The following is a 22,297-nucleotide window of genomic DNA, read 5'->3' as shown; positions in this document are numbered from 1 at the left end:
GTTGTGGACAACCCTTGACGTCGGTCCGACCCGGCTCAGCGCGGCGCGAGGACCACCGCGAGCAGCCCCGGCCCCACGTGCGCGCCGATCACCGCGCCCACCTCACCCACGTACAGCTCGCGCAACCCCGGCACCCGCTCGCGCAAGCGCTCGGCAAGCGGCTCCGCCCGGTCCTCGGCGGCGAGATGGTGGACCGTCACATCGACCTCCCCCTCGCCCGCCTGCTCCACCACCAGCTCCTCCAGCCGAGCGATCGCCCGGGAGGCGGTCCGGACCTTCTCCAAGGGCTCGATCCGCCCGCCCGACAGGTGCAGCAGCGGCTTCACCGCGAGCGCCGAGCCGAGCAGCGCGCGGGCCGTCCCGATCCGGCCGCCGCGCCGCAGGTGTTCGAGCGTGTCGACGTAGAAGAAGCCGTGCGAGCGGCCGGCCCGCCGCTCGGCCGCGGCGGCCACCTGGTCCAGCCCCTGCCCGGTCGCCCGGGCCTCGGCGGCGGCCAGCACCGCGTAGCCGAGCGCCATCCCGACCATCCGGCTGTCCACCACCCGCACCGGGATCTCCGACTCGGCCGCCGCCATCCGGGCCGCCTCGCAGGTCCCGGAGAGTTCGGCGGAGAGGTGCACGGAGACGACGCCCTCGGCGCCCGCCTCGGCGGCGGCGCGGTAGGCGGCGGCGAAGGTCTCGGGGTTGGGCCGCGAGGTGGTCACCCGGCGCCTGGCGCGCAGCGCCTCGGCGACGTCCTTGGGCGAGATCTCCACGCCTTCGGTCAGCACCTCGTCGCCCACCACGACGCTCAGCGGCACCACCGCGATCCCGTGCCGGTCGACGGCTTCCTGAGGCAGATAGGCCGTGGAGTCAGTGACGAGAGCGAGGTCGGCGGGCATGAGCCGGAGGTTACTCCCCGAAGGTCCGGGACGACAGCGCAGGCCGGAGGGCGAACGGGCAGGGCCCGAGGCCGGGGCGGTCAGCCGGTCGACGACCCCGGTGCGGGCTTGCGCAGCCGCTGGGCGAGGCGGGCGAGCGGCTCGCCCAGACCGAGCACGTCCTCCGCGCTCGCCCGGTCCACGGCGGCGGCGATGCCGGCGCGGGCCTCCGCACCGGACGACGGCCCGCCGAACGACGTGCCACCCGCCCCGGCGCCGGCAGCGGCCCCCGCGGCGGCGCGCCCCGCGGACGCACCCGCCGGCCCCCCGGTGTCCCAGTGCCGCAGCGCCCCCGCCTCGCTCTCGCACTCCGCGCTCAGCCGGCTCAGCTCGTCCTCCGCGAACCGGTGCATCCGGTCCTGCGCCGCCCACCGCATCGACTCCGCCGACCGCGTGATCCGCTCCGCCCGCTCGCGCAGCTCGGGCAGCCTGGCCGCCACCCGGCTCGGCTCCGGCTCCCGCTCCAGCATCCGCAGCTCGCCGTCCAGCTCGGCCGCGTGCGCGTCCAGCCGGGTCAGCAACTGCAGCGCCTCGGTGAGCTGGCCGTCCGCGCCAACACCGCCCTCCAGCACCTCGCGGGTCCTGACGAGCGAGGTGCGCAGGTCCAGCCGGACGGCCGCGAGCTCCCCCTGCGGGCCCGGCTTGGTGAAGGTCCTGGCCTTCAGCGTGACGTTCTCGACGGCCCGGCGGGCGGTGGCCTCGGTCTGCTCGACCTTGGCGGCGACGGCCTTGGTCGCCTTCACCGCCGCGACCACCAGCAGCACCACGATGCTGATCCCGATCAGGGCGGCCAGCCCGACCAGTACGCCGATCGCTTCCATGATGGTGCCGCCTTCCGCGTGGGCCGGTCCGGTGTGCAGTACCACGGTATCCGCCGGCCGGTCCGCCGGAGCGGGATGCCCGGGGTTCCCCGGGGCTGGATCAGGGGCGGATCAGGGATGTCCCTGATCCGCCCGGAACAGCGGAACGCGGGCCGGCCGCTCCTCGGGGGAGCGGCCGGCCCGCGAGCGGGTTGGCGCTACGTCAGCCGGTCACGATGTTGACCAGCTTCGGCGCCCGCGCGATCACCTTGCGCACCGGCGCCTCCCCGATCGCGGCGACCACCGCCGGGTCGGCCAGCGCCAGCGCCTCCAGCTCGGCGTCCGAGATGGTCGGCGGCACCTCCAGCCGCGCCTTGACCTTGCCCTTGATCTGGACCACGCAGGTCACCGACTCGTCGACCACGTACGCCGGGTCGGCCACCGGGAAGTCGGCGAAGGCCAGCGACTCCTGGTGCCCCAGCCGCCGCCACAGCTCCTCGGCGATGTGCGGCGCCAGCGGCGCGACCAGCAGCACCAGTTGCTCGGCCACCTCGCGCGGCGTGCTGCCGCGCTTGACCAGGAAGTTGTTCAGCTCGATGGCCTTGGCGACCGCCGTGTTGAAGCGCAGTCCGGCCATGTCGCCGCGGATGCCGTCGATCGCCTTGTGCAGCGCGCGCAGCGTCGGCTCGTCGGCCGGCTCGTCGGTGACCACCAGCTCGCCGGTGCTCTCCGAGACGACGTTGCGCCACAGCCGCTGCAGGAAGCGGTACGAGCCGACCACCGCGCGGGTGTCCCACGGCCGCGAGACGTCCAGCGGGCCCATCGCCATCTCGTACAGCCGCAGCGTGTCGGCACCGTACTCGTCGCAGATCTGGTCCGGGGCGACCGCGTTCTTCAGCGACTTGCCCATCTTGCCGGCCTCGCGCCTGACGGCCTGGCCCTGCCAGAAGTACCCGCCGTCGCGCTCCTCGATCTCGGCGGCCGGCACCGGGAAGCCGCGGTCGTCGCGGTAGACGTCGGCGGTGATCATGCCCTGGTTGAACAGCTTGTGGAACGGCTCGACCGAGGAGACGTGGCCCAGGTCGTGCAGCACCTTGTGCCAGAACCGCGCGTACAGCAGGTGCAGCACCGCGTGCTCGGCACCGCCGACGTACAGGTCGACGCCACCGGCCGGCTTCTGCTCGGTCGGGCCCAGCCAGTACCGCTCGTTGGCCGGGTCGACCACTCGCTCCGGGTTGACCGGGTCGACGTAGCGCAGCTCGTACCAGCAGGAACCGGCCCAGTTGGGCATGGTGTTGGTCTCGCGGCGGTAGCGCTTGACGCCGTCGCCCAGGTCCAGCTCGACGTTGACCCAGTCCTCGTTGCGGGACAGCGGGGTCTTCGGCGAGCTGGCCGCGTCGTCCGGGTCGTAGGTGTGCGGAGAGTAGTCCTCCACCTCGGGGACCTCGACCGGCAGCATCGACTCGGGCAGCGCGTGCATCACGCCGTCCTCGTCGTAGACGATCGGGAACGGCTCGCCCCAGTACCGCTGGCGGCTGAACAGCCAGTCGCGCAGCCGGAAGTTGACGGTGCCCTCGCCGATACCGCGCTCGGTCAGCCAGGCGGTGATCCGGGCCTTGGCCCCGGTCACCGACAGGCCGTCCAGTGAGATCTCGCCGTTGGCCGAGCCGACGATCGTCGAGTCGTAGGTGTCGAAGGCGTCGTCCCAGCTCAGCGGGTCATCGCCGCGCCCGTCGGTCGGCTGCACCACGCAGCGCATCGGCAGCGAGAAGGCCCGGGCGAAGGCGAAGTCGCGGTGGTCGTGGGCCGGCACCGCCATGATCGCGCCGGTGCCGTAGCCCATCAGCACGTAGTCCGCGATGAAGACCGGGACCGGCTTGCCGGTGACCGGGTTGGTCGCGTAGGCACCGGTGAAGACGCCGGTCTTGACCTTGGCGTCCATCTGCCGCTCGACGTCCGACTTCGCGGCGGCGGCGGTCCGGTAGGCGGCGACCGCCTCGGCCGGGGTGTGCGCCTCGCCCTTCCAGTCGTTGTGGGTCTCGGCCGGCCAGGCGGCCGGGACGATCGCGTCGACCAGCTCGTGCTCGGGGGCCAGCACCATGTAGGTGGCGCCGAACAGGGTGTCGGGGCGGGTGGTGAAGACGGTGATCGCCCGGTCACCGGCGACCGGGAAGTCCACCCGGGCGCCCTCCGAGCGGCCGATCCAGTTGCGCTGCTGCAGCTTGATCGCCTCGGGCCAGTCCAGCTGGTCCAGGTCGGCGATCAGCCGGTCGCCGTAGGCGGTGATCCGCATCATCCACTGGCGCAGCTTGGACTTGAAGACCGGGAAGTTGCCGCGCTCCGAGCGGCCGTCCGCGGTCACCTCCTCGTTGGCCAGCACGGTGCCCAGGCCGGGGCACCAGTTGACCGGCACCTCCTTGGCGTACGCCAGCCGGTACTCGCCCAGCAGCTCGTCCCGCTCGACTCCGGACAGCTCCGCCCAGGCGCGGCCGTCCGGGGTGGGCCGGGCGCCGCTCTCGAACTGGGCGATCAGCTCGGCGACCGGGCGGGCCCGGCCGGCCTCGGTGTCGTACCAGGAGTTGAAGATCTGCAGGAAGATCCACTGGGTCCAGCGGTAGTACTCCGGGTCGATGGTGGAGATCGACCGGCGCGCGTCGTGGCCCAGGCCCAGCCGGCGCAGCTGGGAGCGCATGTTGGCGATGGCGGCCTCGGTGGAGACCCGCGGGTGCACGCCGGTGGCGACCGCGTGCTGCTCGGCGGGCAGGCCGAAGGCGTCGTAGCCCAGGGTGTGCAGGACGTTGTGCCCGGTCATCCGCTGGTAGCGGGCGTAGACGTCGGTGGCGATGTAGCCCAGCGGGTGCCCGACGTGCAGACCGGCCCCGGACGGGTACGGAAACATGTCCATGATGAAGCTGTGCGGCTTCGTGGCGAAGTCGCCGGCGGCGGGATCGGCCAGCGGTCCGGCCGGGTTGGGCGCGTTGAACGTCCCTTCCTTCTCCCAGACGTCCTGCCAGCGTGACTCGATGTCGGCTGCCAGGGCGGCGGAGTATCGGAACGGCTCGGTGGCGGGCTCGGTGGCTCCGGCGGCAGGGGTCGTCTCGCTCATGGTCCTTCAGGCTCCATCTGTCAGATTGCGAATCGTCAGCCGGCGGGCCGCGCCGCCGCGGTGACCGCGGCGCGCCCGGGCAGCCGCGGAAACTGGCCGGGGAAACAAAAAAGCCCCTCGCAGGAGGGGACGCCACGCTGACTCCGGCGCTGCCCTGACGGGTCGGCCGGTGCTGGTCAGCGCGGCCGGCTAAGAAGCAGGCGCACGGTTCGCATGGGGTCAGGGTACCCCAGGCACGCCGGGGCCGTGGCGAGCGGGCCGCCACGGCCCCGGGCAGTGCGGGCCCGTTCAGTCCCGGGGGGCCAGCCGCTGGTCGCGGATCTCCGCCCAGCGCAGCGAGTCCCGGATCCCGTCGGCGATCCCGAACTCCGGCTCCCAGCCGAGCAGCCGCTTGGCCCGGTCACTGCGGGTGAACGCGCCGGCCACGTCGCCCGGCCGCCGCTCGGTCTCGACCACCGCGACCGGCCGCTCCACCACGCTGTTGAACGCCGTGACCAGCTCGGTCACGGTGGTCCCGGTGCCGGTCCCCAGGTTGATCACGGACGAGCGGACCGGGCCGGCCAGCACCTCGTCGAACTTCCGCAGCGCGGCCACGTGCGCGGCGGCCAGGTCCCAGACGTGCACGTAGTCGCGGATCCCCGAGCCGTCCCGGGTCGGGTAGTCGGTCCCGGTGATCCGGAACGGCACGCCCTCCTCGTGCGCCTCGATCAGCTTGCCGAGCGCGTGGCTGGGCCGGCGCACCTGGAGACCGGTGCGCAGCTCGGGGTCGGCGCCGATCGGGTTGAAGTAGCGCAGCGACAGGATCCGGATCGGCTCGCCGGCCGCGATGTCCGCGAACATCCCCTCGCAGACCGCCTTGGTCCGCGCGTACGGGCTCTGCGGGGCGATCACGGACTCCTCGTCGACGCTGAAGTCCTCGCCGGGCTGGTAGATCGAGCCGGAGGAGCTGAAGATCATCCGACCGCAGCCGTTGCGGATCAGGTGGCCGACGAACTCCAGGCTCTTGGCGACGTTGGCCCGGTAGTAGCCGACCGGGTCGCCGACCGAGTCGGGGACCACGATCAGCGCGGCGCAGTGCACCACCGCGGCGATGTCCGGGTGCTGGGCGAAGATCCGGTCGACCAGCTCGCCGTCCGCGATGTCGCCCTGGTAGAAGGCCCGGCCGTCGGTGAACTCACGGCGGCCGGTGACCAGGCTGTCCAGCACGACCGGGGTGAACCCGGCGTCCAGGCAGGCCGAGCCGACGGTGCTGCCGATGTAACCGGCGCCGCCGGAGATCAGTACCTTCATGGAGATGGGCCACCCTTCCTGTCCGCCCGATCGCGCGGGCTGCCGGCACCGAGCCTAACCGGCGGCCGGTGACGGTCCCGCCACGGCGGCTAGGACGCCCGGCGCAGCTCGGCGTCGAGGTCGCGCAGCGCCCGGGCGACCCGGCCGGACTGCATGCCGGCGGCCAGCCGGCGGGCCTGGTCGGCGGTCCGCACGGCCGCCTCGCGCTCCCCCGTCTGCCGGTACGAGTCGGCCAGTCGGACCAGCAGCAGTGCCCGGGCCCGGGCCCGCTCGGCGGTCAGCCCGCCGACCGCCGTGTCCAGCAGCGGCCGGGCCCGCCCGTGGTCGCCCAGCAGCAGGTAGGCCTCCCCCACCATCCCGGCCAGGTCGGCCCGCTCCAGCGGCTGCTCCGGGTCGTCCCCGAGCTCGCCGAACGCCCGCTCGGCGGCCGCCTCGGCACCGTCCCGCTCGCCGCGCCGGGCGTGCGCCCGGGCGATCCGCCCCAGCTGGAGCGCCCGCTCGCACGGGGTGGCCCGCGGGCCGGCCACCTCCAGCGCGGCGCCCAGCATCGCCACCGCGTCCAGGCCGCGGGCGACCGGGTTGTGGGTGGCCTGCACCGCCAGGCAGCCCACCACGCTCAGCCCGAGCCGTAGGTCGCCCGAGACGTGCGCGGCCCGCAGCGCGGCGACGAAGGCGCGCTGCGCGGCGGCCTCGTTGCCCAGGTCGAAGTTGGCCCAGCCGACCAGCCGGGCCAGCCGCCCGGCCGCCCCGTACAGCGAGCGGCCCAGCCTCTCGTCCCAGGCGTACGAGCCCAGCTCCAGCAGCTTGCCGGCCATCGCCAGCTCGGACCGGGCCGCGCCGACCACCAGGCCACCGCCGCAGCAGCGCTCCAGCCGCTGCTTGCCGTCGTGGCTGCGCCGCAGGTCGGCCAGCTGCTCGGGGGCGATCGCCAGCGCCCCCTCGCCGCCGGTGACCCGGGGCGGCGGCGAGGCCCAGTGCCGGGCCGCCCGCTCCAGCTCGTCGCCGCGGAAGAGGTCCGTCAAGCGGACCGGCGCGGCGTCCGCCCCGGCCTCGCGCAGCGCGGTCTGCGCGGTGTCGGCGGTCCACGGGTCGGTGAGCAGCCGGGGCGAAAGCACCTTGGCGCCGCGGTGGCTGCCCATCCGTCCCCAGAGCTGCTCGTAGGTCACCGCGATGCCGGCGGCCCGGCTCAACACCTCACAGACGGTCTGGTCGTGCGGGGCCCTCGGCACCATGCCGCGGTCGCGCCACTTGTAGGGCGCGGTGGAACTGATCGCCATCGCCGGCGGCAACATCAGGTTGACCTCGCGGGCCAGCCGCTCGGGGCTCCAGACGAGCTGGTGCAGCAGCCGGGCCAGCTCTTCGTTCCGCTTGCGCGCGAGGTCGGCCATGGGGACGACGTTAGCGGCCGCGCGGGTTCAGGACACTTGCGCTACCAGGTTAAGTGACTCTCCGTGCTCATATACAGCCGAACGGCCCAGTACATTCACCCGGTTTGGTCCGCTTCACCGGTAGTGGCGTTACCGAGCGTGCTCATTCGCCGTAACACAGCCCGAAACTCCCTGGCTCTCCCGGAAGCGGTGACCTCTTGCTGCGCTCTGCCACTCTGCTCCACCCCCTCGCCGGGCCGCCGACCACACCCAGGCCACGCCGGCGGATCGGCCGCCGCCGGGGCCTGGTGGCGGCCGCCGTGGTGCTCAACCAGCTCGCCTACGGGTCGGTCTACTCCTGGAGCATCCTCTCCGCGGGCCTGCAGTCCCCGCACAGCGGCTTCGCACTGGGCCGGGACGAGGCCGGGCTGCCGTTCGCCACCATGCACGCCCTGGTCTTCCTCGGCACCGTGCTGGGCGGCGTGCTGATGGGCCGCCGCGCGCCGCGCGGGATCGCGCTGCTGGCCGGGGTGCTCTACGCCGGCGGGTTCCTGCTGGCCGGCTGCGCGGACGGCCGGGGCGACTTCTGGCTGGTGCTGCTGGGCTACGGCGTGGTCAGCGGGTTCGGGCTGGGCCTGGGGTACATCGTGCCGACCACCCTGCTGCAGCGCTGGTTCCCCTCGCACCGGGCGCTGGCGGCCGGGGTGGCCACCGGTGGCTTCGGGCTCGGTTCGGTGCTCGGCGCGCCGCTGATGCGCGCGCTGGTGGCGCACTACTCCGCCGACCCGGCCCGCGCGCTGCTGGTCCTCGGCGGCCTCTTCCTGCTGACCACCCTGACCGGCGCGGCGTTCTTCCGGAACCCGCCGAAGCCGGCGGTCCTCCCCGCGCAGTCCGCCGCCCCGGGCCACCGGCCCGGCCAGGCGCTGCGCACGCCGCAGTGGTACCTGCTGACCCTGATCCTGCTCTGCAACACCGCCGCCGGGATCAGCATGCTGGCGGTGGTCGCCCCTGCGGCCGGCAGCCTGACCGGCCTCAGCCCGACCGCCGCGGCCGCACTGACCGGCGCTCTGGGCGTCTTCAACACCGTCGGCCGCCCGCTCTGGGGCTGGCTCTCCGGGCGCACCGGGCTGATGGCCGCCTTCGTGCTGATGCTGCTCACCCAGGGCCTCGGCCTGATCGCGCTCTCCCAGGTCGGCTCGCCGGCGCTCTTCCTGCCACTGGCCGCGCTGGTCTGCCTCTCCTTCGGCGGCGGGTTCGCCACCATGCCGGCCGCGGCCTCCGAGTTCTTCGGCCTGGCGCACGCCGGCGCGATCTACGGGCTGATGCTGGTCGGCTGGAGCCTCGCCGGGATCGCCGGGCCGCTGCTGGTCTCCCGACTGGCCGCGGACTCGGGCTACCGGACCGCGTTCCTGGTGCTCGGCGCGATCACCGTGGCCGCCGCGGCGCTGCCGCGCCTGACGTCCCGTCCGAAGCCGCTGCCGGCCCGTTCGGTCTGAAGCAGCGGCACGGACGAACGGCCGAGGGCCGCCTCCCGGTACGGGAGGCGGCCCTCGGCCGACTGTGGAGCTACGGGGAATTGAACCCCGGACCTCTTGCATGCCATGCAAGCGCTCTACCAACTGAGCTACAGCCCCATGTGCATTTTTTTGCCACCGGCGGTTTCCCGCGGCGACACGTCTTACTTTACACGGTCGGCGGGGTGCTCCACGAATCGGTTCCCGCACCGCCCCGGCCGGGCGACGCACCCACCGGACCGGACGACGACGAAGGCCGGTACCCGTCGGGTACCGGCCTTCGATCCGTTGTGGAGCTACGGGGAATTGAACCCCGGACCTCTTGCATGCCATGCAAGCGCTCTACCAACTGAGCTACAGCCCCGCGACACGCCAGGCCCTCACGGACCCCGGGTGCGGAGTGGAGCTACGGGGAATTGAACCCCGGACCTCTTGCATGCCATGCAAGCGCTCTACCAACTGAGCTACAGCCCCTCGGAGGAAGCCCCGCCGCCCGGACCGGGCCGCGTTCTTTCCTGCGAACGAGGAAGACTCTAGCTGGTCAGGCCCGGAACTACGAAATCCCGGGGTCCAGGCCGTCCACTCCCGCTGAGGCCGGGCCTCAGGTGTCGTCGCCCATCACCGGCTCCGGCAGGGTGCCCGCGTTGTGCTCCAGCAGGCGCCAGCCACGGATCCCCTGGCCGAGCACCGACCAGCAGCAGTTCGACAGGCCGCCGAAGCACTCCCACTGCATCGGCTCCAGGCCGAGCAGCCGGCCGAGCATGGTGCGGATGGTGCCGCCGTGGCTGACCACGACCAGCGTGCCGTCCTCGGGCAGCTTCTCGACCGCCTCCAGGACCACCGGCACCGACCGCTCCGCGACCTCGGTGCTCAGCTCGCCGCCACCGCGCCGCACCGGCTCGCCACGGCCGTGCGCCGCGTACTGCTCGGGGTAGCGGGCCCGGATCTCGGCGTTGGTCAGGCCCTGCCACTCGCCGGCGTAGGTCTCCCGCAGGCCCTCGTGGTGGCTCACCTCCAGCCCGGTCAACCGGGCCAGCTCACCCGCGGTGTCGACGGCCCGCTGCAGGTCGGAGGAGATCAGCCGGTCCGGGCGCAGTCCGGCGAGCAGCCGGGCGGCCCGCTTGGCCTGGGCCAGCCCGGCCTCGGTCAGCGGGATGTCGGTGCTGCCCTGGAAGCGCGACTGCAGGTTCCAGGAGGTCTGGCCGTGCCGCCAGAAGACGATCCGCGGTCCCCCCGCCCGGCCGGTCAGCTGAAGTCCTGGATGAAGCCGACGGCGTTGCCCGCCTGGTCGGTGACGGCCTCCTCCGGACGGTTGCGGGTGGCCAGCGCGTCCTCGGGGAGCGGCAGCTCGGGGCAGTCCTTCCAGAGCCGGTCCAGCGAGTAGAAGGAGCGCTCCTCGGCGTGCTGGACGTGCACCACGATGTCCAGGTAGTCGAGCAGGATCCAGCGGCCCTCGCGCTCGCCCTCGCGACGCACCGGCTTGATGTCCAGCCGCTCGCGCAGCTGGTCCTCGATCTCCTCGGCGATCGCCTTGACCTGGCGGTCGTTGGCGGCCGACGCGATCAGGAAGGCGTCGGTGATCGACAGCACGTCGCTGACGTCGAAGGCAATCACGTTGTGGGCCAGCTTGTCGGCCGCCGCCTGTGCGGCGACGGTGATCATTTCCTGCGAGCGGTCTGTTGCGGTCACGGTGTTCTTCCGGCTCGGTGGCGTTCTCTCGCCTCCCAGGATCTCACGCCGGCGCCGCCGGCCCGGCCGGATATCCGGGGGCCGGCTACTGCTGGGGCGGCTGGTAGTCCTTTCCGAGCACCACCAGGATGTCCACGGTCTGCGGGTTGGTCGTCTTCTGGACCGCGCTCGGCGGCAGGTTGAGGGTGGTCGCCAGCGCCTTCGCGGCGGCCGCCCGGGAGTCGTCGGTGTAACGGATCTCGGTGCTGGCCTGCGGGCTGGGCGCGGTGCCCCCGCCGGCCACGAAGTTCAGGCCCGCGTTGATGATCTGGATCTGGGCGGCCTGCGCCGCCTGGGCGTTGCCGCTGGCGTCCAGGATGCCGACCCGGGCCGGGGCGTTGGTCACCGCGGCGGCGTGCACGGTGCCGCCGAGCACCTGGCTGACCACCGGGCCGGCGGTGTTGGCGTCCAGCGAGCCGTCCGACTTCACCGGCAGCGTGGTGGAGCCGAAGTGGCCGGCCTTGGCCTGCTGGGCGAGCTCGGTGAGGAGCCCGGCCAGCGCCTTCGCGGGCAGCGACGGGTCCAGCACGGCGTTCATCCGGTTCACGTCGTCGGTGGTGTCCGGCAGGTCGGTGGGCAGGGTGTTGATCAGCGCGTCGAGCACCTGACCGAACCGGGCCAGCCGGGCGTCCGGGCCCTCGCCGGGCGCCTGGTAGGTGGCGTAGGCCACCGCGGCCTGGCCGGTCAGGGTGCGCTGGCTACCCTGCTCGACCAGCACCTTGCCGTCCGGGCCGAGGATCTGGGCGTTGGTGTCCACCTTGATCCCACCGAGCTGGGAGACCAGCAGTTGCAGGTAGGGGGTGTCCAGCCGCCAGGTGCCGGCCACCGGGGCGCCGAGCAGGCTGCTCAGGGCGTCCCGGGTGGGGGCCGCGCCGAGCGCGTCCAGCGCCTTGTTGACCGGGGTGGCGGGCGATTCACCGGTGGGCGGCAGCATCAGGTCGTCCGGCAGCAGCAGGGCCGAACCCTTGTGCCCGGCGGCGTCGTTGACCAGCAGTGCGGAGCTGACGTTGCCCTGCAGGTCGCGCAGGTGGACGACGATCACGCTGCGCGACCCGGCGGCCGCCGCGGCGCTCTGCGAGCCGCTGAAGGCGCCGGTGTACCAGAGGTAGCCGGCGCCGCCGCCGGCCAGCAGCACCAGGGTCACCGCCGCGCCGATCACCCGGGTGCGCAGCCTGCGGCGGCGCTCGTCACGCCGCTCGGTGCGCGACTCGGCGAACTTCAGCCAGTCGATGACGTCCTCGGACTCCTCGGCCGGTTCGTCGACGAAGGTGAACTCGCCGGTCTGGTACGGGTCCTGGCCACCCTCCCGGGTCTGCTGCGGGATGTTGCGGCGGCCGCCGACCTGCTCGGACGGGGTACTCGCCGACTCCGCCCCGGGAGCCGGGCGCGGGCGCGGGGGCACCGGCGTGACGGGGGCGGCGGGGGCGACCGGAGCGGCGGGCGCCTGGTAGGCCTGCTGCTGGTAGGCCTCGTAGACGGGCTGTTGCTGCTGGTACGGGTCGTACGGCTGCTGGTAGTAGCCCTGCTGCTGCCCGTACCCGTCGTAGACCGGCTGCTGTTGCTGCTGGTACGGGTCGTACGGCTGCTGCTCGTACCCCTGCTGCTGGTAGGGCTGGACGTACCCCTGCTGCTGCCCGTACCCGTCGTAGACCGACTGCTGCTGGTACGGGTCGTACGGCTGCTGCTCGTACCCCTGTTGCTGGGCCTGCGGGTGCTGCCCGCCGGACCAGTCGCCGTTCTCGGGCCCCCTGCGGTCTGCCGTTCCGGTCACGCCGTCCCTCAAGGTCTTCCGTGTGGGCCGGGCTGCCGCCCCGCCGTCGTACGTCCGCAGCCTGCCGGATCAGCCGGCGTTCCTGTAGAGCGCCCGCTTGTCGATGTAGCGGACCACTCCGTCCGGGACCAGGTACCAGACCGGCTCGCCCTTGGCCACCCGGTCCCGGCAGTCCGTGGAGGAGATGGCCAGCGCGGGCACCTCGACCAGCGACACCCGGCCGGCGGGCAGGCCGGCGTCCGAGAGCGTGTGCCCCGGACGGGTGCAGCCGATGAAGTGGGCGAGCGAGAAGAGCTCCTCGGCGTCGCGCCAGGAGAGGATCTGGGCGAGCGCGTCCGCGCCGGTGATGAAGAACAGGTCGGCGTCGGGGTGCAGGGCGCGCAGTTCGCGCAGGGTGTCCACGGTGTAGGTGGGGCCCTGGCGGTCGACGTCGATCCGGCTGACCGAGAACTGCGGATTCTCGGCGGTCGCGATCACCGTCATCAGGTAGCGGTCCTCGGCGGACGAGACCGTCGTGTCACTCTTCTGCCACGGCTGCCCGGTCGGCACGAAGATCACCTCATCGAGGTGGAACGCGCTGGCGACCTCACTGGCGGCGACCAGGTGGCCGTGGTGGATCGGGTCGAAGGTCCCGCCCATCACGCCGAGCCGCTCGCGCCGCCGGTTCGCTGTCGGCCTGCTCTCTCCCATGCCGCCACACCTTACGCGACCCGAATGGCAGCCGATCGCCCCGCCCACCGCGTACGCCGAAGGGAGCGTCCGGTGGACCGGGCGCTCCCCTGCGGACCGCGCGGGTCAGCGGTCCTTGTTGAACCGGGTGGTGATGAAGAGCAGCAGCAGCAGGATGAAGAGCGCGCTACCGCCGGTCAGCGCCGGCTGCAGGCTGGGGTGGTTGCCCCCCTCGGCGAGGGTGCTGAGGGCGGGCAGAGCGGCGTGGGTCATGATCGGCAGGGCCTTCTCGACTCGGTGGCGGGCCAGCGCGCGGGTCCCGGCGACCGGGACGGCCGCGGGGTCATCGTACGGGGCCGCTCACGGCAACCGCTCGGCGGCTCCCCGCGTCTGACCTTGGGTGAGGTGTCACTCGTCGTCGCGGTGGGCCCGCACCATGATCCACGCCAGCAGGCAGACGCCGACCATCGAGCCCAGCACGACAAGGCGCAGGAAGAGACCCGGGCCCGGAGCATTGGAGATCGCTGCCAGGTTCACCAGGGCTTCAGGGGACATCGGGGGAGCTCCTAGGGGTGTTGTCGCTGGGAAATCCAGCGTAGCCCCGGGTCTCCCGGCCGGCAGTCACCGCCCCCGCAGGTCGTACGCTGAGCCCGGGGACGAGTACGCAGGGCAGACACGTTGTCGAGCAGCGGGGGCCGGCAGACCGCCGGGACCGGCGTCGAGCAGGAGGTACTCAGAACATGACCACGTCCAACCGCGGCAGTGACCGACCCGACACCGGCGACAACACCCCGAGCAGGCGGCGGCAGCGCTTCGCCGGCATCTCCACCCGGGCCTGGGAGCACCCGGCCGACCGCTCCGCGCTGGTCGCGCTGCGCCGGCTGAGCGGCTTCGACGAGGTCCTGAAGAAGCTGGCCGGTCTGGTCTCCGAGCGCAGCGTCCGGCTGATGTTCCTGGCCACGGCGGTGAAGACCTCCGAACGCCAGTTCCCGGAGCTGTACGACATGGTCCGGGACGCGGCGTACACGCTGGACCTGGAGCGGGTGCCCGACCTCTACGTCACCCAGGATCCGGACGTCAACGCGATGTGCATCGGCATGGACAGCCCGGTCGTCGTGGTGACCACCGGCCTGGTCGAACTGATGGACGAGGAGGAGCTGCGGGCCGTGATCGGCCACGAGGTCGGCCACGCGATGTCCGGCCACGCGGTCTACCGGACGATGCTGCTGATCCTCACCAACCTGGCCAGCCGGGTCGGCTGGATCCCGCTCGGCAACCTGGCGATCACCGCGCTGGTCAGCGCGCTCAAGGAGTGGTTCCGCAAGGCGGAACTCTCCTGCGACCGGGCAGGTCTGCTGGTCGGCCAGGACCCGCAGGCGGCGATGCGCGGGCTGATGAAGCTGGCCGGTGGCCACCGGCTGGGCGAGATGAACGTGGACGCGTTCCTGGAGCAGGCCGAGGAGTACGAGAAGGCCGGCGACCTGCGCGACGGCGTGCTCAAGCTGCTCCAGGTGCTGCCACAGACCCACCCGTTCGCGGTGGTCCGGGTCGCCAAGCTGAAGCAGTGGTCGGAGGGCGAGGAGTACCGCTCGATCCTGGCCGGCGCCTACCCGCGCCGCGAGGACGACCCGGACACCTCGGTCTCCGAGCAGTGGAAGGCCGCCGCGGACTCCTACGGCAAGTCCATCAAGGACAGCAAGGACCCGCTCTTCGGCCTGCTGCGCGACATCGCGGACGGCGCCGGCTCGGTCGGCGGCAAGCTCCGCGACACCTTCGCCGGCTCGCGCGGCTCGGCTCCGCGGGACGCCGACGCCCCGCGGGACACCGACGAGAAGTAGCCGCGACCCTCACGACCCGGGCGCCAGCACCGAGCACTGCTGCCAGGCCGGCTCCGAGCGGTCGCCCGGGTTGACGGCGCCCGGCGTCCCCGCGGCCGGCTCGGCGGGCCCCGCCAGCAGCGGCTGGAGGTAGCTGGTCTGGACGCTGCCGCAGGCGGTCGGCCCGGCCTGCAGCACCGCGTCCACGGGCTGCAGCTGCCCGGCCGCGACGTCCGTCCCGTCCAGGTAGAAGTGCAGCTCACGGCGGACGGAGTAGAGGCTCACCGGCCCACTCACCGCCGTCCCGGCCGGCCGCAGGGCGTAGACCATGGTGTGGTCGGTGGTGATCTCCAGGGTGGCGGCGTCCGCCTCGGTCACCGTGACCTTGCCGGCCACCTTGACGTTGTCCGAGGCCAACGCGACCCTGGCCGGGTCGAAGCGGACCAGCCAGCCGGTCGGCTCGTGGTGCTGGTCGTCGGTGGGCGCGGCCAGGCTGTCGTCGAACTGGCCCGTCGCGGCCGGCGCCAGCAGCACCCGGACCGGCGAGGTGTCGCCCTGCACCAACACCGCCGGCGACAGCGCGGAGGCTTCCAGGTAGCGGCGCACGACGGCCAGTGCCCGGCCGACCTGGGCCTTGGAGAAGTGCGCGGTGGCGGTCGGCGCGGGCAGGCCGAGGCCCGCGGCGCCGTCCGCGTAGCCCGCCGCGGGGCTGAGCGAGCCGAACGGATCGGGCCCGGAGACCGCCGGCACGGTCGCGCCGGCCGGGGCCAGCGCGGTGATCCCGGTGGTCAGCTGGGTGCCGGCGGCCAGCCCGGTGTCCCGGCGCGGCGCGCTGATCCCGAAGTACACGGCGGCGGCGAAGGCCACCACGATGAGCAGCAGCAGGGTCAGCGCCTGCCGGGGCAGCGAGGTGAGTGGGCCGAGCCGGCGGCGGACCGGGTGCGAGAAGCCGCCGCCGAGCCGTTCCTGGGCGGAGAGCTCGGTGATCCGGGCAGCACGAACGAAGGACTCGTCGAAAACGACGGACCGATACTCGTCATCGCTTCCGGAACCGCCCTCGGGCACACCCTCCGGAGGCTCACCCGGGTCACCCATGCATCAAGGGTAGAGCCGCCGGCCGGTCCGGAACGAGGCCCGGGGAGCAGGTTCCTGGCCCGCGGGCCGGGCCGGACTCACCCGGCCGGCTGCGGCACGGCCGACACCGTCGGCCCGGCGGGGACGGCCGCCGGGATGGTGCCGACCGTGCTGGTGCCGACCTCGGGCCGCCGACCGGGCGCGCTGCCCGTGCCGCCGGTGCCCCGGTAGATGGCCGCCACCGCGACCGCCACCAGGCTGACCCCCATCACCATCACCAGCACCCAGGCCACCGGCCGGTGCCAGCGCTGCTGGGCGACCTGACCGCGCGGGCTGTAGCCCGGCCAGCGGACCGCGCGCCGGCCGCCGGTTCGCCCGGCGCCGACCCAGGGCTCGGTGTAGATCCGGTCGTCCTCCAGGCCCGAGGGGTGCGGGCGCAGCTCCAGCGGCACCCCCTCCGTCCCGAGTGGGTCCAGCCCCCAGCCCGGCACGGTCGCCTCCGGCTCCAGCCGCGCCTCGGCGGCGGCCAGTTGCCGCTCCTTGGCGCTGGGCTCGTGCACGGCGGCGGAACGGACAAAGGCCTCATCAAGGACCACGGTGGCGAACTCGTCGTCCGCACCACCGTGGTCGGCGCCGTCGGGGTACGGCAAGCCCCCCACATCCTCAGCCACGGGATTCAGCGTATTACCGGTCGCGCGATTTGTCTGTGGCTCCCGGCACTTGGAACCGGGAACCGGCTCACTCGGATCCGCTGACGGTCTGTCGGGCCTCGCCGCGGACATGACCGTCGCCGGTGACGATGTACTTGGTGGAGGTCAGCTCGGGCAGCCCCATCGGGCCCCGGGCGTGCAACTTCTGGGTCGAGATGCCGATCTCGGCGCCGAAACCGAACTCAGCCCCGTCGGTGAACCGGGTGGAGGCGTTGACGGCCACCGCGGCGGCGTCCACCAGCTGGGTGAAACGGCGGGCGGCGGCCTGCGAGGTGGTGACGATCGCCTCGGTGTGGCCCGAGGACCAGCGCCGGATGTGCTCGACCGCAGCGTCCAGCGAGGGCACCACGGCGGCGGCCAGGTCGAGCGAGAGGTACTCGGCCGCCCAGTCCTCCTCGGTGGCCGGCACGACCGTGGCCGGGCCGCCCGCCGCGGCCTCCTGCACCGCCGCGTCCCCGTGCACGGTCACCCCGGCCTCGGCCAGCGCCTCCAGCGCGAGCGGCAGGAAGGCGTCCGCGACGTCCTGGTGGACCAGCAGGGTCTCGGCCGAGTTGCAGACGCTGACCCGCTGGGCCTTGGAGTTCAGCAGGATGCCCACCGCCACCGCGAGGTCGGCCCGGGCGTCCACGTAGACGTGGCAGTTGCCGGTGCCGGTCTCGATCACCGGCACGGTGGAACCCTCCACCACCGTCCTGATCAGCGCCGCCCCACCGCGCGGGATCAGCACGTCGACCAGGCCGCGGGCGCGCATCAGCTCGGTGACCGAGTCCCGGCTCTCGCCCGGGACCAGCTGGATCGCGTCGGCCGGCAGCCCGGCGGAGGCGACGGCCTCCCGCAGCACCTCGACCAGCGCGGTGTTGGAGCGGTAGGCGGAGGCCGAGCCGCGCAAAAGCACCGCGTTACCGGACTTCAGACAGAGCGCGGCGGCGTCCACCGTGACGTTCGGGCGGGCCTCGTAGATGATCCCGACCACGCCCAGCGGCACCCGGACCTGGCGGACGTCCAGCCCGTTGGGCAGCGTGTAGCCGCGCACCACCTCGCCCACCGGGTCCGGCAGGCCGACCACCTGGCGGACGTCCGCGGCGATCGCGGCCACCCGCTCGGTGGTGAGGCTGAGCCGGTCGACCACCGACTCCGGTGCGCCGGCCGCCCGGGCCCGCTCGACGTCCTCCGCGTTGGCAGCGGTGATCTCGGCGCCGCGGGCCACCAGGGCATCGGCGATCGCCAGCAGCGCGGCGTCCTTGGCCGAGCGCGGCAGCGGGGCGAGTGCGGCGGCGGCCGTACGGGCGCGGCGCGCGGTGGCGAGGACGGGGCTGTCGGTAGTCATGCCTGCAGGGTAGTCACTTCTCCGGACCCGCCGGGCCGGTCAACCACCCGCTGAGACGGCTAGTAGGGGTGGACGCTGCCCAGCTGCGGCGGCGGATCACCGAAACCCTCCGCGACGCGCTGGTGGTAGGTGGCCCGGTCGACCACCTCGAGGCCGACGATCTCCCACGGCGGCAGCTTGGCGCTGGCCTTGTGCTCGCCCCAGAGCCGCAGCGCGATGGCAGCCGCGTCATGCAGGTCGCGGGCCTGCTCCCAGTAGCGGATCTCGGCGTGGTCGGCCGCGTAACGGGCCGTCAGGAAGAACGAGTGGTCGTGCGCCAGCCGCTCCAGCGAGGCCCGCAGCGCGGCCAGCGGGGTGGCCTCGCCCGCGACGCTGAGCACCACGTGCCAGAGCCGGCCCTGCTCGGTCCCCTCCACGGCGTCGCTCGGCCGCGCGACCTCGCCGGGCTGGCCCGTGCCGGTCCCCGGGCGCAGCTCACGGACGGTGGCGCCGCGCTCCCCCGCGGTCCGTCCCGGGCTCCGCGGCCCGGCCGTCGCTCCGGGCAGCGCCCCCATGCGCCTGCGTCCCACCGGCGGCCTCCTGTCCGACGCTGCTCCCGTCAGCCCCGCAGCACGACCAGGTCGTCCCGGTGGATGACCTCGCGCTCGTAGGCGGCGCCGAGTTCCTGGGCCAGGTCTCGCGTCGACCGGCCGAGCAGGCGCGGCAGCTCCCTCGCATCAAAGTTGACCAGCCCACGCGCGACGATGTGGCCGTTTTCGGCAAGAAGGTCCACCGGATCACCCGCGGCGAAGTCGCCGTCCACCCCGGTGACCCCGGCCGGCAGCAGCGATTTGCCGCCCTCCACCACCGCGCGAACCGCGCCAGCGTCCAGGTGCAGGGCGCCGCGCGGGCTGCTCGCGTGGGCGAGCCAGAGCAGCCGGTCGGCGGTCCGCGAGCCGGTCCGGGTGAAGAGCGTGCCGGTGGGACGGCCGGCCAGCGCGTCGGCGGCGTGCCGGGCGGCGGTGAGCACCACCGGGATGCCGGCGCCGGTGGCGATCCGGGCCGCCTCGACCTTGGTCACCATGCCGCCGGTGCCCACCCCGGCCTTGCCGGCGCTGCCGATCTCGATGCCGGCGAGGTCCTGCGGGCCGTGCACCTCGGCGATCCGGCTGCTGCCCGGGCGGCTCGGGTCGCCGTCGTAGAGGCCGTCCACATCGGAGAGCAGGATCAGCAGGTCGGCCCGGACCAGGTGGGCGACCAGGGCGGCCAGCCGGTCGTTGTCACCGAACTTGATCTCCGCGGTGGCCACCGTGTCGTTCTCGTTGACGATCGGGACGGCGCCCATCGCCAGCAGCTGGTCCAGGGTGCGGTAGGCGTTGCGGTAGTGGGCCCGGCGGCTGGCGTCCTCGGCGGTCAGCAGCACCTGGCCGACCCGCAGGCCGTAGCGGGCGAACGAGGCGGTGTAGCGGGCCACCAGCAGGCCCTGGCCGACGCTGGCGGCGGCCTGCTGGCGGGCCAGGTCCTTCGGGCGCCGGTCCAGCCCGAGCGGGGCCAGCCCGGCGGCGATCGCCCCGGAGGAGACCAGCACCACCTCCGGCGGCCGCGGCCGGCCGAGCACCTTGGCGAGCGCGTCCACCAGGGCGTCCACCCGGTCGGCGTCCAGCCCGCCGGCCGCCGTGGTGAGCGAGGAGGAGCCGACCTTGACCACGATCCGCCGCGCGGTCAGCACGTCCTGCCGCAGTTCCTGCTCGCTCATCAGCCGTCCCTCATGCCGTTCCGGTGCGTCTTTGCGCGCAATCTACGCGAAAAGCCGCACCGGTCCGTACCGGATATCACCCGCCGGACGTGACGGTGACTCAGTAGTCCTCGTCGTCGCCCTCGACCGCCGGGCGGCCCGAGGAGAGCGCCTCGAAGGCGAGGAACTCGGCCTCGGCGGCGTCCCGGCCCTTCTGCTTCTCGCGGCGGCGGTCGACCGCCGGGCGCGGGCTCTCGAAGCGGTGGTCCTCACCGCGCCGGCCGAGCATCTCGGCGCCGGCGGCCATGGTCGGCTCCCAGTCGAAGACCACCGCGTTCTCGTCCGGGCCGATGATGACGGTGTCGCCCTCGTGCGCGCCGACCTTCCACAGCTCCTCCTCGACGCCGAGGCGGGCCAGCCGGTCGGCCAGGTAGCCGACAGCCTCGTCGTTGCTGAAGTCGGTCTGCCGGACCCAGCGCTCCGGCTTGACGCCGCGCACCCGGTAGGCGCCGTCCTCCTCGGTGACGGTGAAGCCGGCGTCGTCCACGGCCTTGGGCCGCAGCACGATCCGGGTCGCCTCCTGGACCGGCTTGGCGGCCCGGGCGTCGGCGACGATCTTCGCCAGCGCGAAGCTCAGCTCGCGCAGCCCGGCCCGGGAGGCGGCGGAGACCTCGAAGACCTGGTAGCCGCGCTCCTCCAGGGAGGCCCGGGTCAGGTCGGCGATGTCCTGGCCGTCCGGGACGTCCACCTTGTTGAGCGCGACCAGCCGCGGCCGGTCCTCCAGGCCGCCGTACTCGGCCAGCTCGGCCTCGATGGTCTCCAGGTCGGTGAGCGGGTCGCGGCCCGGCTCCAGGGTGGCGCAGTCCAGCACGTGCACCAGCACCGAGCAGCGCTCGACGTGCCGCAGGAACTCCAGGCCCAGCCCCTTGCCCTGGCTGGCGCCCGGGATCAGCCCAGGGACGTCGGCGATGGTGTAGACCGTCTCGCCGGCGGTGACCACCCCCAGGTTGGGGATCAGGGTGGTGAACGGGTAGTCGGCGATCTTCGGCTTGGCCGCGGAGAGCACCGAGATGAGCGAGGACTTGCCCGCGCTCGGGTACCCCACCAGGGCGACGTCGGCGACGGACTTGAGCTCCATCACGATGTCGCGGGCCTCGCCCGGCTCGCCGAGCAGCGCGAAGCCGGGGGCCTTGCGACGGGCCGAGGCCAGCGCCGAGTTGCCGAGCCCGCCGCGACCGCCGGCCGCGGCGACGAAGGTGGTGCCGTGGCCGACCAGGTCGGCCAGCACGTTGCCCTGCTTGTCCAGCACCACGGTGCCGTCCGGCACCGGCAGCACCAGGTCCTCGCCGTTGGCGCCGGTGCGGTGGCCGCCCGCGCCCGGCTTGCCGTTGGTGGCCTTGCGCTTGGGCGAGTGGTGGTACTCGAGCAGGGTGGTGATGTTGGCGTCGACGACCAGGGTGACGCTGCCGCCCTCGCCGCCGTTGCCGCCGTCCGGCCCGCCGAGCGGCTTGAACTTCTCCCGGTGCACGGAGGCGCAGCCGTGGCCCCCGTTACCCGCGGCGACATGCAGTTCGACGCGGTCCACGAAGGTGGTCATGACGGTGGCCTCCAAGCCGGGGGAAGAACAACGGGGGGTGAAACAGCGAGGGTGGACCGGAATGTTCCGGTCCACCCTCCAGGATCCAACCGAGCCGCGTCAGTAACGCGGCGTCAGTGGAATCAGGCCTCGACGGCCACGATGTTGACGACCTTGCGGCCGCGACGGTTGCCGAACTGAACCGCACCGGCGGTCAGCGCGAACAGGGTGTCGTCGCCACCGCGACCGACGCCCGCACCCGGGTGGAAGTGGGTGCCACGCTGGCGGACCAGGATCTCGCCGGCGCTGACGACCTGGCCGCCGAAGCGCTTCACGCCGAGGCGCTGGGCGTTCGAGTCACGGCCGTTGCGGGTAGAGCTTGCGCCCTTCTTGTGTGCCATCTCGCTATCCCCTTACTTACTTCGCGGAGTCGATGCTCGTGATGCGGACGGCGGTGTGGCGCTGGCGGTGACCCTGGCGCCGACGGTAGCCGGTCTTGTTCTTGTAGCGCAGGATGGTGATCTTGTCGCCCTTGGTGTGGTCGACGACCTCGGCGTGAACCTTCACGCCGGCGAGCACCCAGGGGTCGGAGGTGACAGCGTCACCGTCGACGATCAGGATGGTCGAGAACTCCACCGAGTCACCCGGCTTGGCGTCAACACGGTCAATCTCCAGCACGTCGCCCACGGCGACCTTGTGCTGGCGGCCGCCGGCGCGAACGATCGCGTACATGCGGTACCTGCTTTCTCTACTCGGTCGGAACTCTCGATGCCAGCACCTGGGTATGGACACAGGGGCCTCCCCCGGTCGCCGGGCGATCCGGGAGGTGATCTGCTCGGGAGCAGGCGTGAGACACGCCGATGGTCAAGAATACGGATCGGTCGCCGACAGGGCAAACCGGACCGTACGGACCG

General features: G+C 73.2%; 21 protein-coding genes and 3 tRNA genes. 2 read left to right on the top strand and 22 right to left on the bottom strand.

Features of this window, described 5'->3' with window-relative positions; genetic code table 11:
• Nucleotides 1-35: 35 nt before the first annotated feature.
• The 5 genes from ACZ38L_RS10100 to ACZ38L_RS10080 all read right to left on the bottom strand — a co-directional run bounded on the left by ACZ38L_RS10100 (nt 36) and on the right by ACZ38L_RS10080 (nt 7,504).
• Entirely contained in the window at nt 36-881 is an 846-nt protein-coding gene (locus tag ACZ38L_RS10100; protein WP_465691122.1) for a DegV family protein, read from the bottom strand.
• A gap of 80 nt (nt 882-961) precedes the next feature.
• On the bottom strand, nt 962-1,741 hold the full coding sequence (locus ACZ38L_RS10095; protein WP_465691120.1) for a hypothetical protein: 780 nt from the start codon (nt 1,739-1,741) through the stop codon (nt 962-964).
• A 202-nt stretch (nt 1,742-1,943) separates the two neighbouring features.
• Nucleotides 1,944-4,826 (bottom strand): leucine--tRNA ligase, encoded by a 2,883-nt coding sequence (gene leuS, locus ACZ38L_RS10090; RefSeq protein ID WP_465691118.1) that lies wholly within the window; start codon nt 4,824-4,826, stop codon nt 1,944-1,946.
• Between the two features lie 288 nt (nt 4,827-5,114).
• Nucleotides 5,115-6,116, bottom strand: coding sequence for a UDP-glucose 4-epimerase GalE (gene galE / locus ACZ38L_RS10085; protein ID WP_465691116.1), 1,002 nt, complete (start codon nt 6,114-6,116; stop codon nt 5,115-5,117).
• Nucleotides 6,117-6,205: 89 nt separating this feature from the next.
• Nucleotides 6,206-7,504 (bottom strand): hypothetical protein, encoded by a 1,299-nt coding sequence (locus ACZ38L_RS10080; RefSeq protein ID WP_465691114.1) that lies wholly within the window; start codon nt 7,502-7,504, stop codon nt 6,206-6,208.
• Nucleotides 7,505-7,701: 197 nt separating this feature from the next.
• Between ACZ38L_RS10080 and ACZ38L_RS10075 the strand changes: the two genes are divergently transcribed.
• Nucleotides 7,702-8,979 carry an MFS transporter gene (locus ACZ38L_RS10075; RefSeq protein WP_465691112.1) on the top strand — a complete coding sequence of 426 codons (1,278 nt, stop codon included), beginning with the start codon at nt 7,702-7,704 and terminating at the stop codon, nt 8,977-8,979.
• A 65-nt stretch (nt 8,980-9,044) separates the two neighbouring features.
• On the opposite strand, the gene ACZ38L_RS10070 is transcribed toward ACZ38L_RS10075, so the two are convergent.
• From ACZ38L_RS10070 to ACZ38L_RS10030, 9 genes are all read right to left on the bottom strand, one after another.
• Nucleotides 9,045-9,117: transfer RNA gene (locus tag ACZ38L_RS10070), tRNA-Ala, on the bottom strand.
• A 171-nt stretch (nt 9,118-9,288) separates the two neighbouring features.
• Nucleotides 9,289-9,361, bottom strand: a tRNA-Ala gene (locus ACZ38L_RS10065).
• Nucleotides 9,362-9,398: 37 nt separating this feature from the next.
• A tRNA-Ala gene (locus ACZ38L_RS10060) sits at nt 9,399-9,471 on the bottom strand.
• A gap of 127 nt (nt 9,472-9,598) precedes the next feature.
• Nucleotides 9,599-10,246, bottom strand: coding sequence for a histidine phosphatase family protein (locus ACZ38L_RS10055; protein ID WP_465691283.1), 648 nt, complete (start codon nt 10,244-10,246; stop codon nt 9,599-9,601).
• Nucleotides 10,243-10,686, bottom strand: a complete 444-nt coding sequence (rsfS, locus tag ACZ38L_RS10050; RefSeq protein ID WP_396564192.1) for a ribosome silencing factor — start codon at nt 10,684-10,686, stop codon at nt 10,243-10,245. Before rsfS ends, ACZ38L_RS10055 begins: the two co-directional genes overlap by 4 nt.
• An 85-nt stretch (nt 10,687-10,771) precedes the next feature.
• Nucleotides 10,772-12,496 carry a LytR C-terminal domain-containing protein gene (locus ACZ38L_RS10045; RefSeq protein WP_465691110.1) on the bottom strand — a complete coding sequence of 575 codons (1,725 nt, stop codon included), beginning with the start codon at nt 12,494-12,496 and terminating at the stop codon, nt 10,772-10,774.
• 69 nt (nt 12,497-12,565) lie between these two features.
• The gene (gene nadD, locus ACZ38L_RS10040) at nt 12,566-13,186 is read right to left on the bottom strand and encodes a nicotinate-nucleotide adenylyltransferase (RefSeq protein WP_465691108.1); all 621 of its coding nucleotides are present in this window, start codon (nt 13,184-13,186) and stop codon (nt 12,566-12,568) included.
• A 105-nt stretch (nt 13,187-13,291) separates the two neighbouring features.
• Nucleotides 13,292-13,438, bottom strand: coding sequence for a hypothetical protein (locus ACZ38L_RS10035; protein ID WP_396564198.1), 147 nt, complete (start codon nt 13,436-13,438; stop codon nt 13,292-13,294).
• Nucleotides 13,439-13,573: 135 nt separating this feature from the next.
• On the bottom strand, nt 13,574-13,720 hold the full coding sequence (locus tag ACZ38L_RS10030; protein ID WP_396564200.1) for a hypothetical protein: 147 nt from the start codon (nt 13,718-13,720) through the stop codon (nt 13,574-13,576).
• A 185-nt stretch (nt 13,721-13,905) separates the two neighbouring features.
• Here ACZ38L_RS10030 and ACZ38L_RS10025 point away from each other — a divergent pair, with 185 nt between their 5' ends.
• Nucleotides 13,906-15,003 (top strand): M48 family metallopeptidase, encoded by a 1,098-nt coding sequence (locus ACZ38L_RS10025; RefSeq protein ID WP_465691105.1) that lies wholly within the window; start codon nt 13,906-13,908, stop codon nt 15,001-15,003.
• Between the two features lie 9 nt (nt 15,004-15,012).
• Here the strand turns inward: ACZ38L_RS10025 and ACZ38L_RS10020 are convergent, their stop codons facing one another.
• The 8 genes from ACZ38L_RS10020 to rplU all read right to left on the bottom strand — a co-directional run bounded on the left by ACZ38L_RS10020 (nt 15,013) and on the right by rplU (nt 22,115).
• Nucleotides 15,013-16,077, bottom strand: a complete 1,065-nt coding sequence (locus ACZ38L_RS10020; protein WP_465691103.1) for an SCO2583 family membrane protein — start codon at nt 16,075-16,077, stop codon at nt 15,013-15,015.
• Nucleotides 16,078-16,154: 77 nt separating this feature from the next.
• Complete coding sequence (locus ACZ38L_RS10015; protein WP_465691101.1) at nt 16,155-16,727, bottom strand: SCO2584 family spore wall biosynthesis protein; 573 nt, start codon at nt 16,725-16,727, stop codon at nt 16,155-16,157.
• A gap of 67 nt (nt 16,728-16,794) precedes the next feature.
• Nucleotides 16,795-18,093: a glutamate-5-semialdehyde dehydrogenase gene (locus ACZ38L_RS10010; protein WP_465691099.1), complete on the bottom strand. Its 1,299-nt coding sequence runs from the start codon at nt 18,091-18,093 to the stop codon at nt 16,795-16,797.
• 59 nt (nt 18,094-18,152) lie between these two features.
• Nucleotides 18,153-18,662 (bottom strand): hypothetical protein, encoded by a 510-nt coding sequence (locus ACZ38L_RS10005; RefSeq protein ID WP_465691097.1) that lies wholly within the window; start codon nt 18,660-18,662, stop codon nt 18,153-18,155.
• Between the two features lie 29 nt (nt 18,663-18,691).
• Nucleotides 18,692-19,828 (bottom strand): glutamate 5-kinase, encoded by a 1,137-nt coding sequence (gene proB / locus ACZ38L_RS10000; protein ID WP_396564210.1) that lies wholly within the window; start codon nt 19,826-19,828, stop codon nt 18,692-18,694.
• 100 nt (nt 19,829-19,928) lie between these two features.
• On the bottom strand, nt 19,929-21,404 hold the full coding sequence (gene obgE, locus ACZ38L_RS09995; protein ID WP_465691095.1) for a GTPase ObgE: 1,476 nt from the start codon (nt 21,402-21,404) through the stop codon (nt 19,929-19,931).
• Nucleotides 21,405-21,526: 122 nt separating this feature from the next.
• Nucleotides 21,527-21,784, bottom strand: a complete 258-nt coding sequence (gene rpmA / locus ACZ38L_RS09990) for a 50S ribosomal protein L27 (RefSeq protein ID WP_030058248.1) — start codon at nt 21,782-21,784, stop codon at nt 21,527-21,529.
• Nucleotides 21,785-21,800: 16 nt separating this feature from the next.
• A complete protein-coding gene (gene rplU / locus ACZ38L_RS09985) occupies nt 21,801-22,115 on the bottom strand; it encodes a 50S ribosomal protein L21 (protein ID WP_465691093.1) in 315 nt (104 codons plus the stop codon).
• Between the last annotated feature and the right edge of the window lie 182 nt (nt 22,116-22,297).

The organism is Kitasatospora sp. NPDC024654, from assembly GCF_055559155.1.
This window is presented reverse-complemented; position numbering and strand designations above follow the sequence as displayed.

Bases quoted from the DNA above. Each gene is read 5' to 3' on its own strand.
- ACZ38L_RS10020 (WP_465691103.1), bottom strand. From the start codon at position 16,077: ATGGGTGACCCGGGTGAGCCTCCGGAGGGTGTGCCCGAGGGCGGTTCC.
- rplU (WP_465691093.1), bottom strand. From the start codon at position 22,115: ATGTACGCGATCGTTCGCGCCGGCGGCCGCCAGCACAAGGTCGCCGTG.
- ACZ38L_RS10035 (WP_396564198.1), bottom strand. From the start codon at position 13,438: ATGACCCACGCCGCTCTGCCCGCCCTCAGCACCCTCGCCGAGGGGGGC.
- ACZ38L_RS10095 (WP_465691120.1), bottom strand. From the start codon at position 1,741: ATGGAAGCGATCGGCGTACTGGTCGGGCTGGCCGCCCTGATCGGGATC.
- leuS (WP_465691118.1), bottom strand. From the start codon at position 4,826: ATGAGCGAGACGACCCCTGCCGCCGGAGCCACCGAGCCCGCCACCGAG.
- proB (WP_396564210.1), bottom strand. From the start codon at position 19,828: ATGAGCGAGCAGGAACTGCGGCAGGACGTGCTGACCGCGCGGCGGATC.
- ACZ38L_RS10025 (WP_465691105.1), top strand. From the start codon at position 13,906: ATGACCACGTCCAACCGCGGCAGTGACCGACCCGACACCGGCGACAAC.
- ACZ38L_RS10010 (WP_465691099.1), bottom strand. From the start codon at position 18,093: ATGACTACCGACAGCCCCGTCCTCGCCACCGCGCGCCGCGCCCGTACG.
- obgE (WP_465691095.1), bottom strand. From the start codon at position 21,404: ATGACCACCTTCGTGGACCGCGTCGAACTGCATGTCGCCGCGGGTAAC.
- ACZ38L_RS10030 (WP_396564200.1), bottom strand. From the start codon at position 13,720: ATGTCCCCTGAAGCCCTGGTGAACCTGGCAGCGATCTCCAATGCTCCG.
- ACZ38L_RS10080 (WP_465691114.1), bottom strand. From the start codon at position 7,504: ATGGCCGACCTCGCGCGCAAGCGGAACGAAGAGCTGGCCCGGCTGCTG.
- galE (WP_465691116.1), bottom strand. From the start codon at position 6,116: ATGAAGGTACTGATCTCCGGCGGCGCCGGTTACATCGGCAGCACCGTC.
- rpmA (WP_030058248.1), bottom strand. From the start codon at position 21,784: ATGGCACACAAGAAGGGCGCAAGCTCTACCCGCAACGGCCGTGACTCG.
- nadD (WP_465691108.1), bottom strand. From the start codon at position 13,186: ATGGGAGAGAGCAGGCCGACAGCGAACCGGCGGCGCGAGCGGCTCGGC.
- ACZ38L_RS10100 (WP_465691122.1), bottom strand. From the start codon at position 881: ATGCCCGCCGACCTCGCTCTCGTCACTGACTCCACGGCCTATCTGCCT.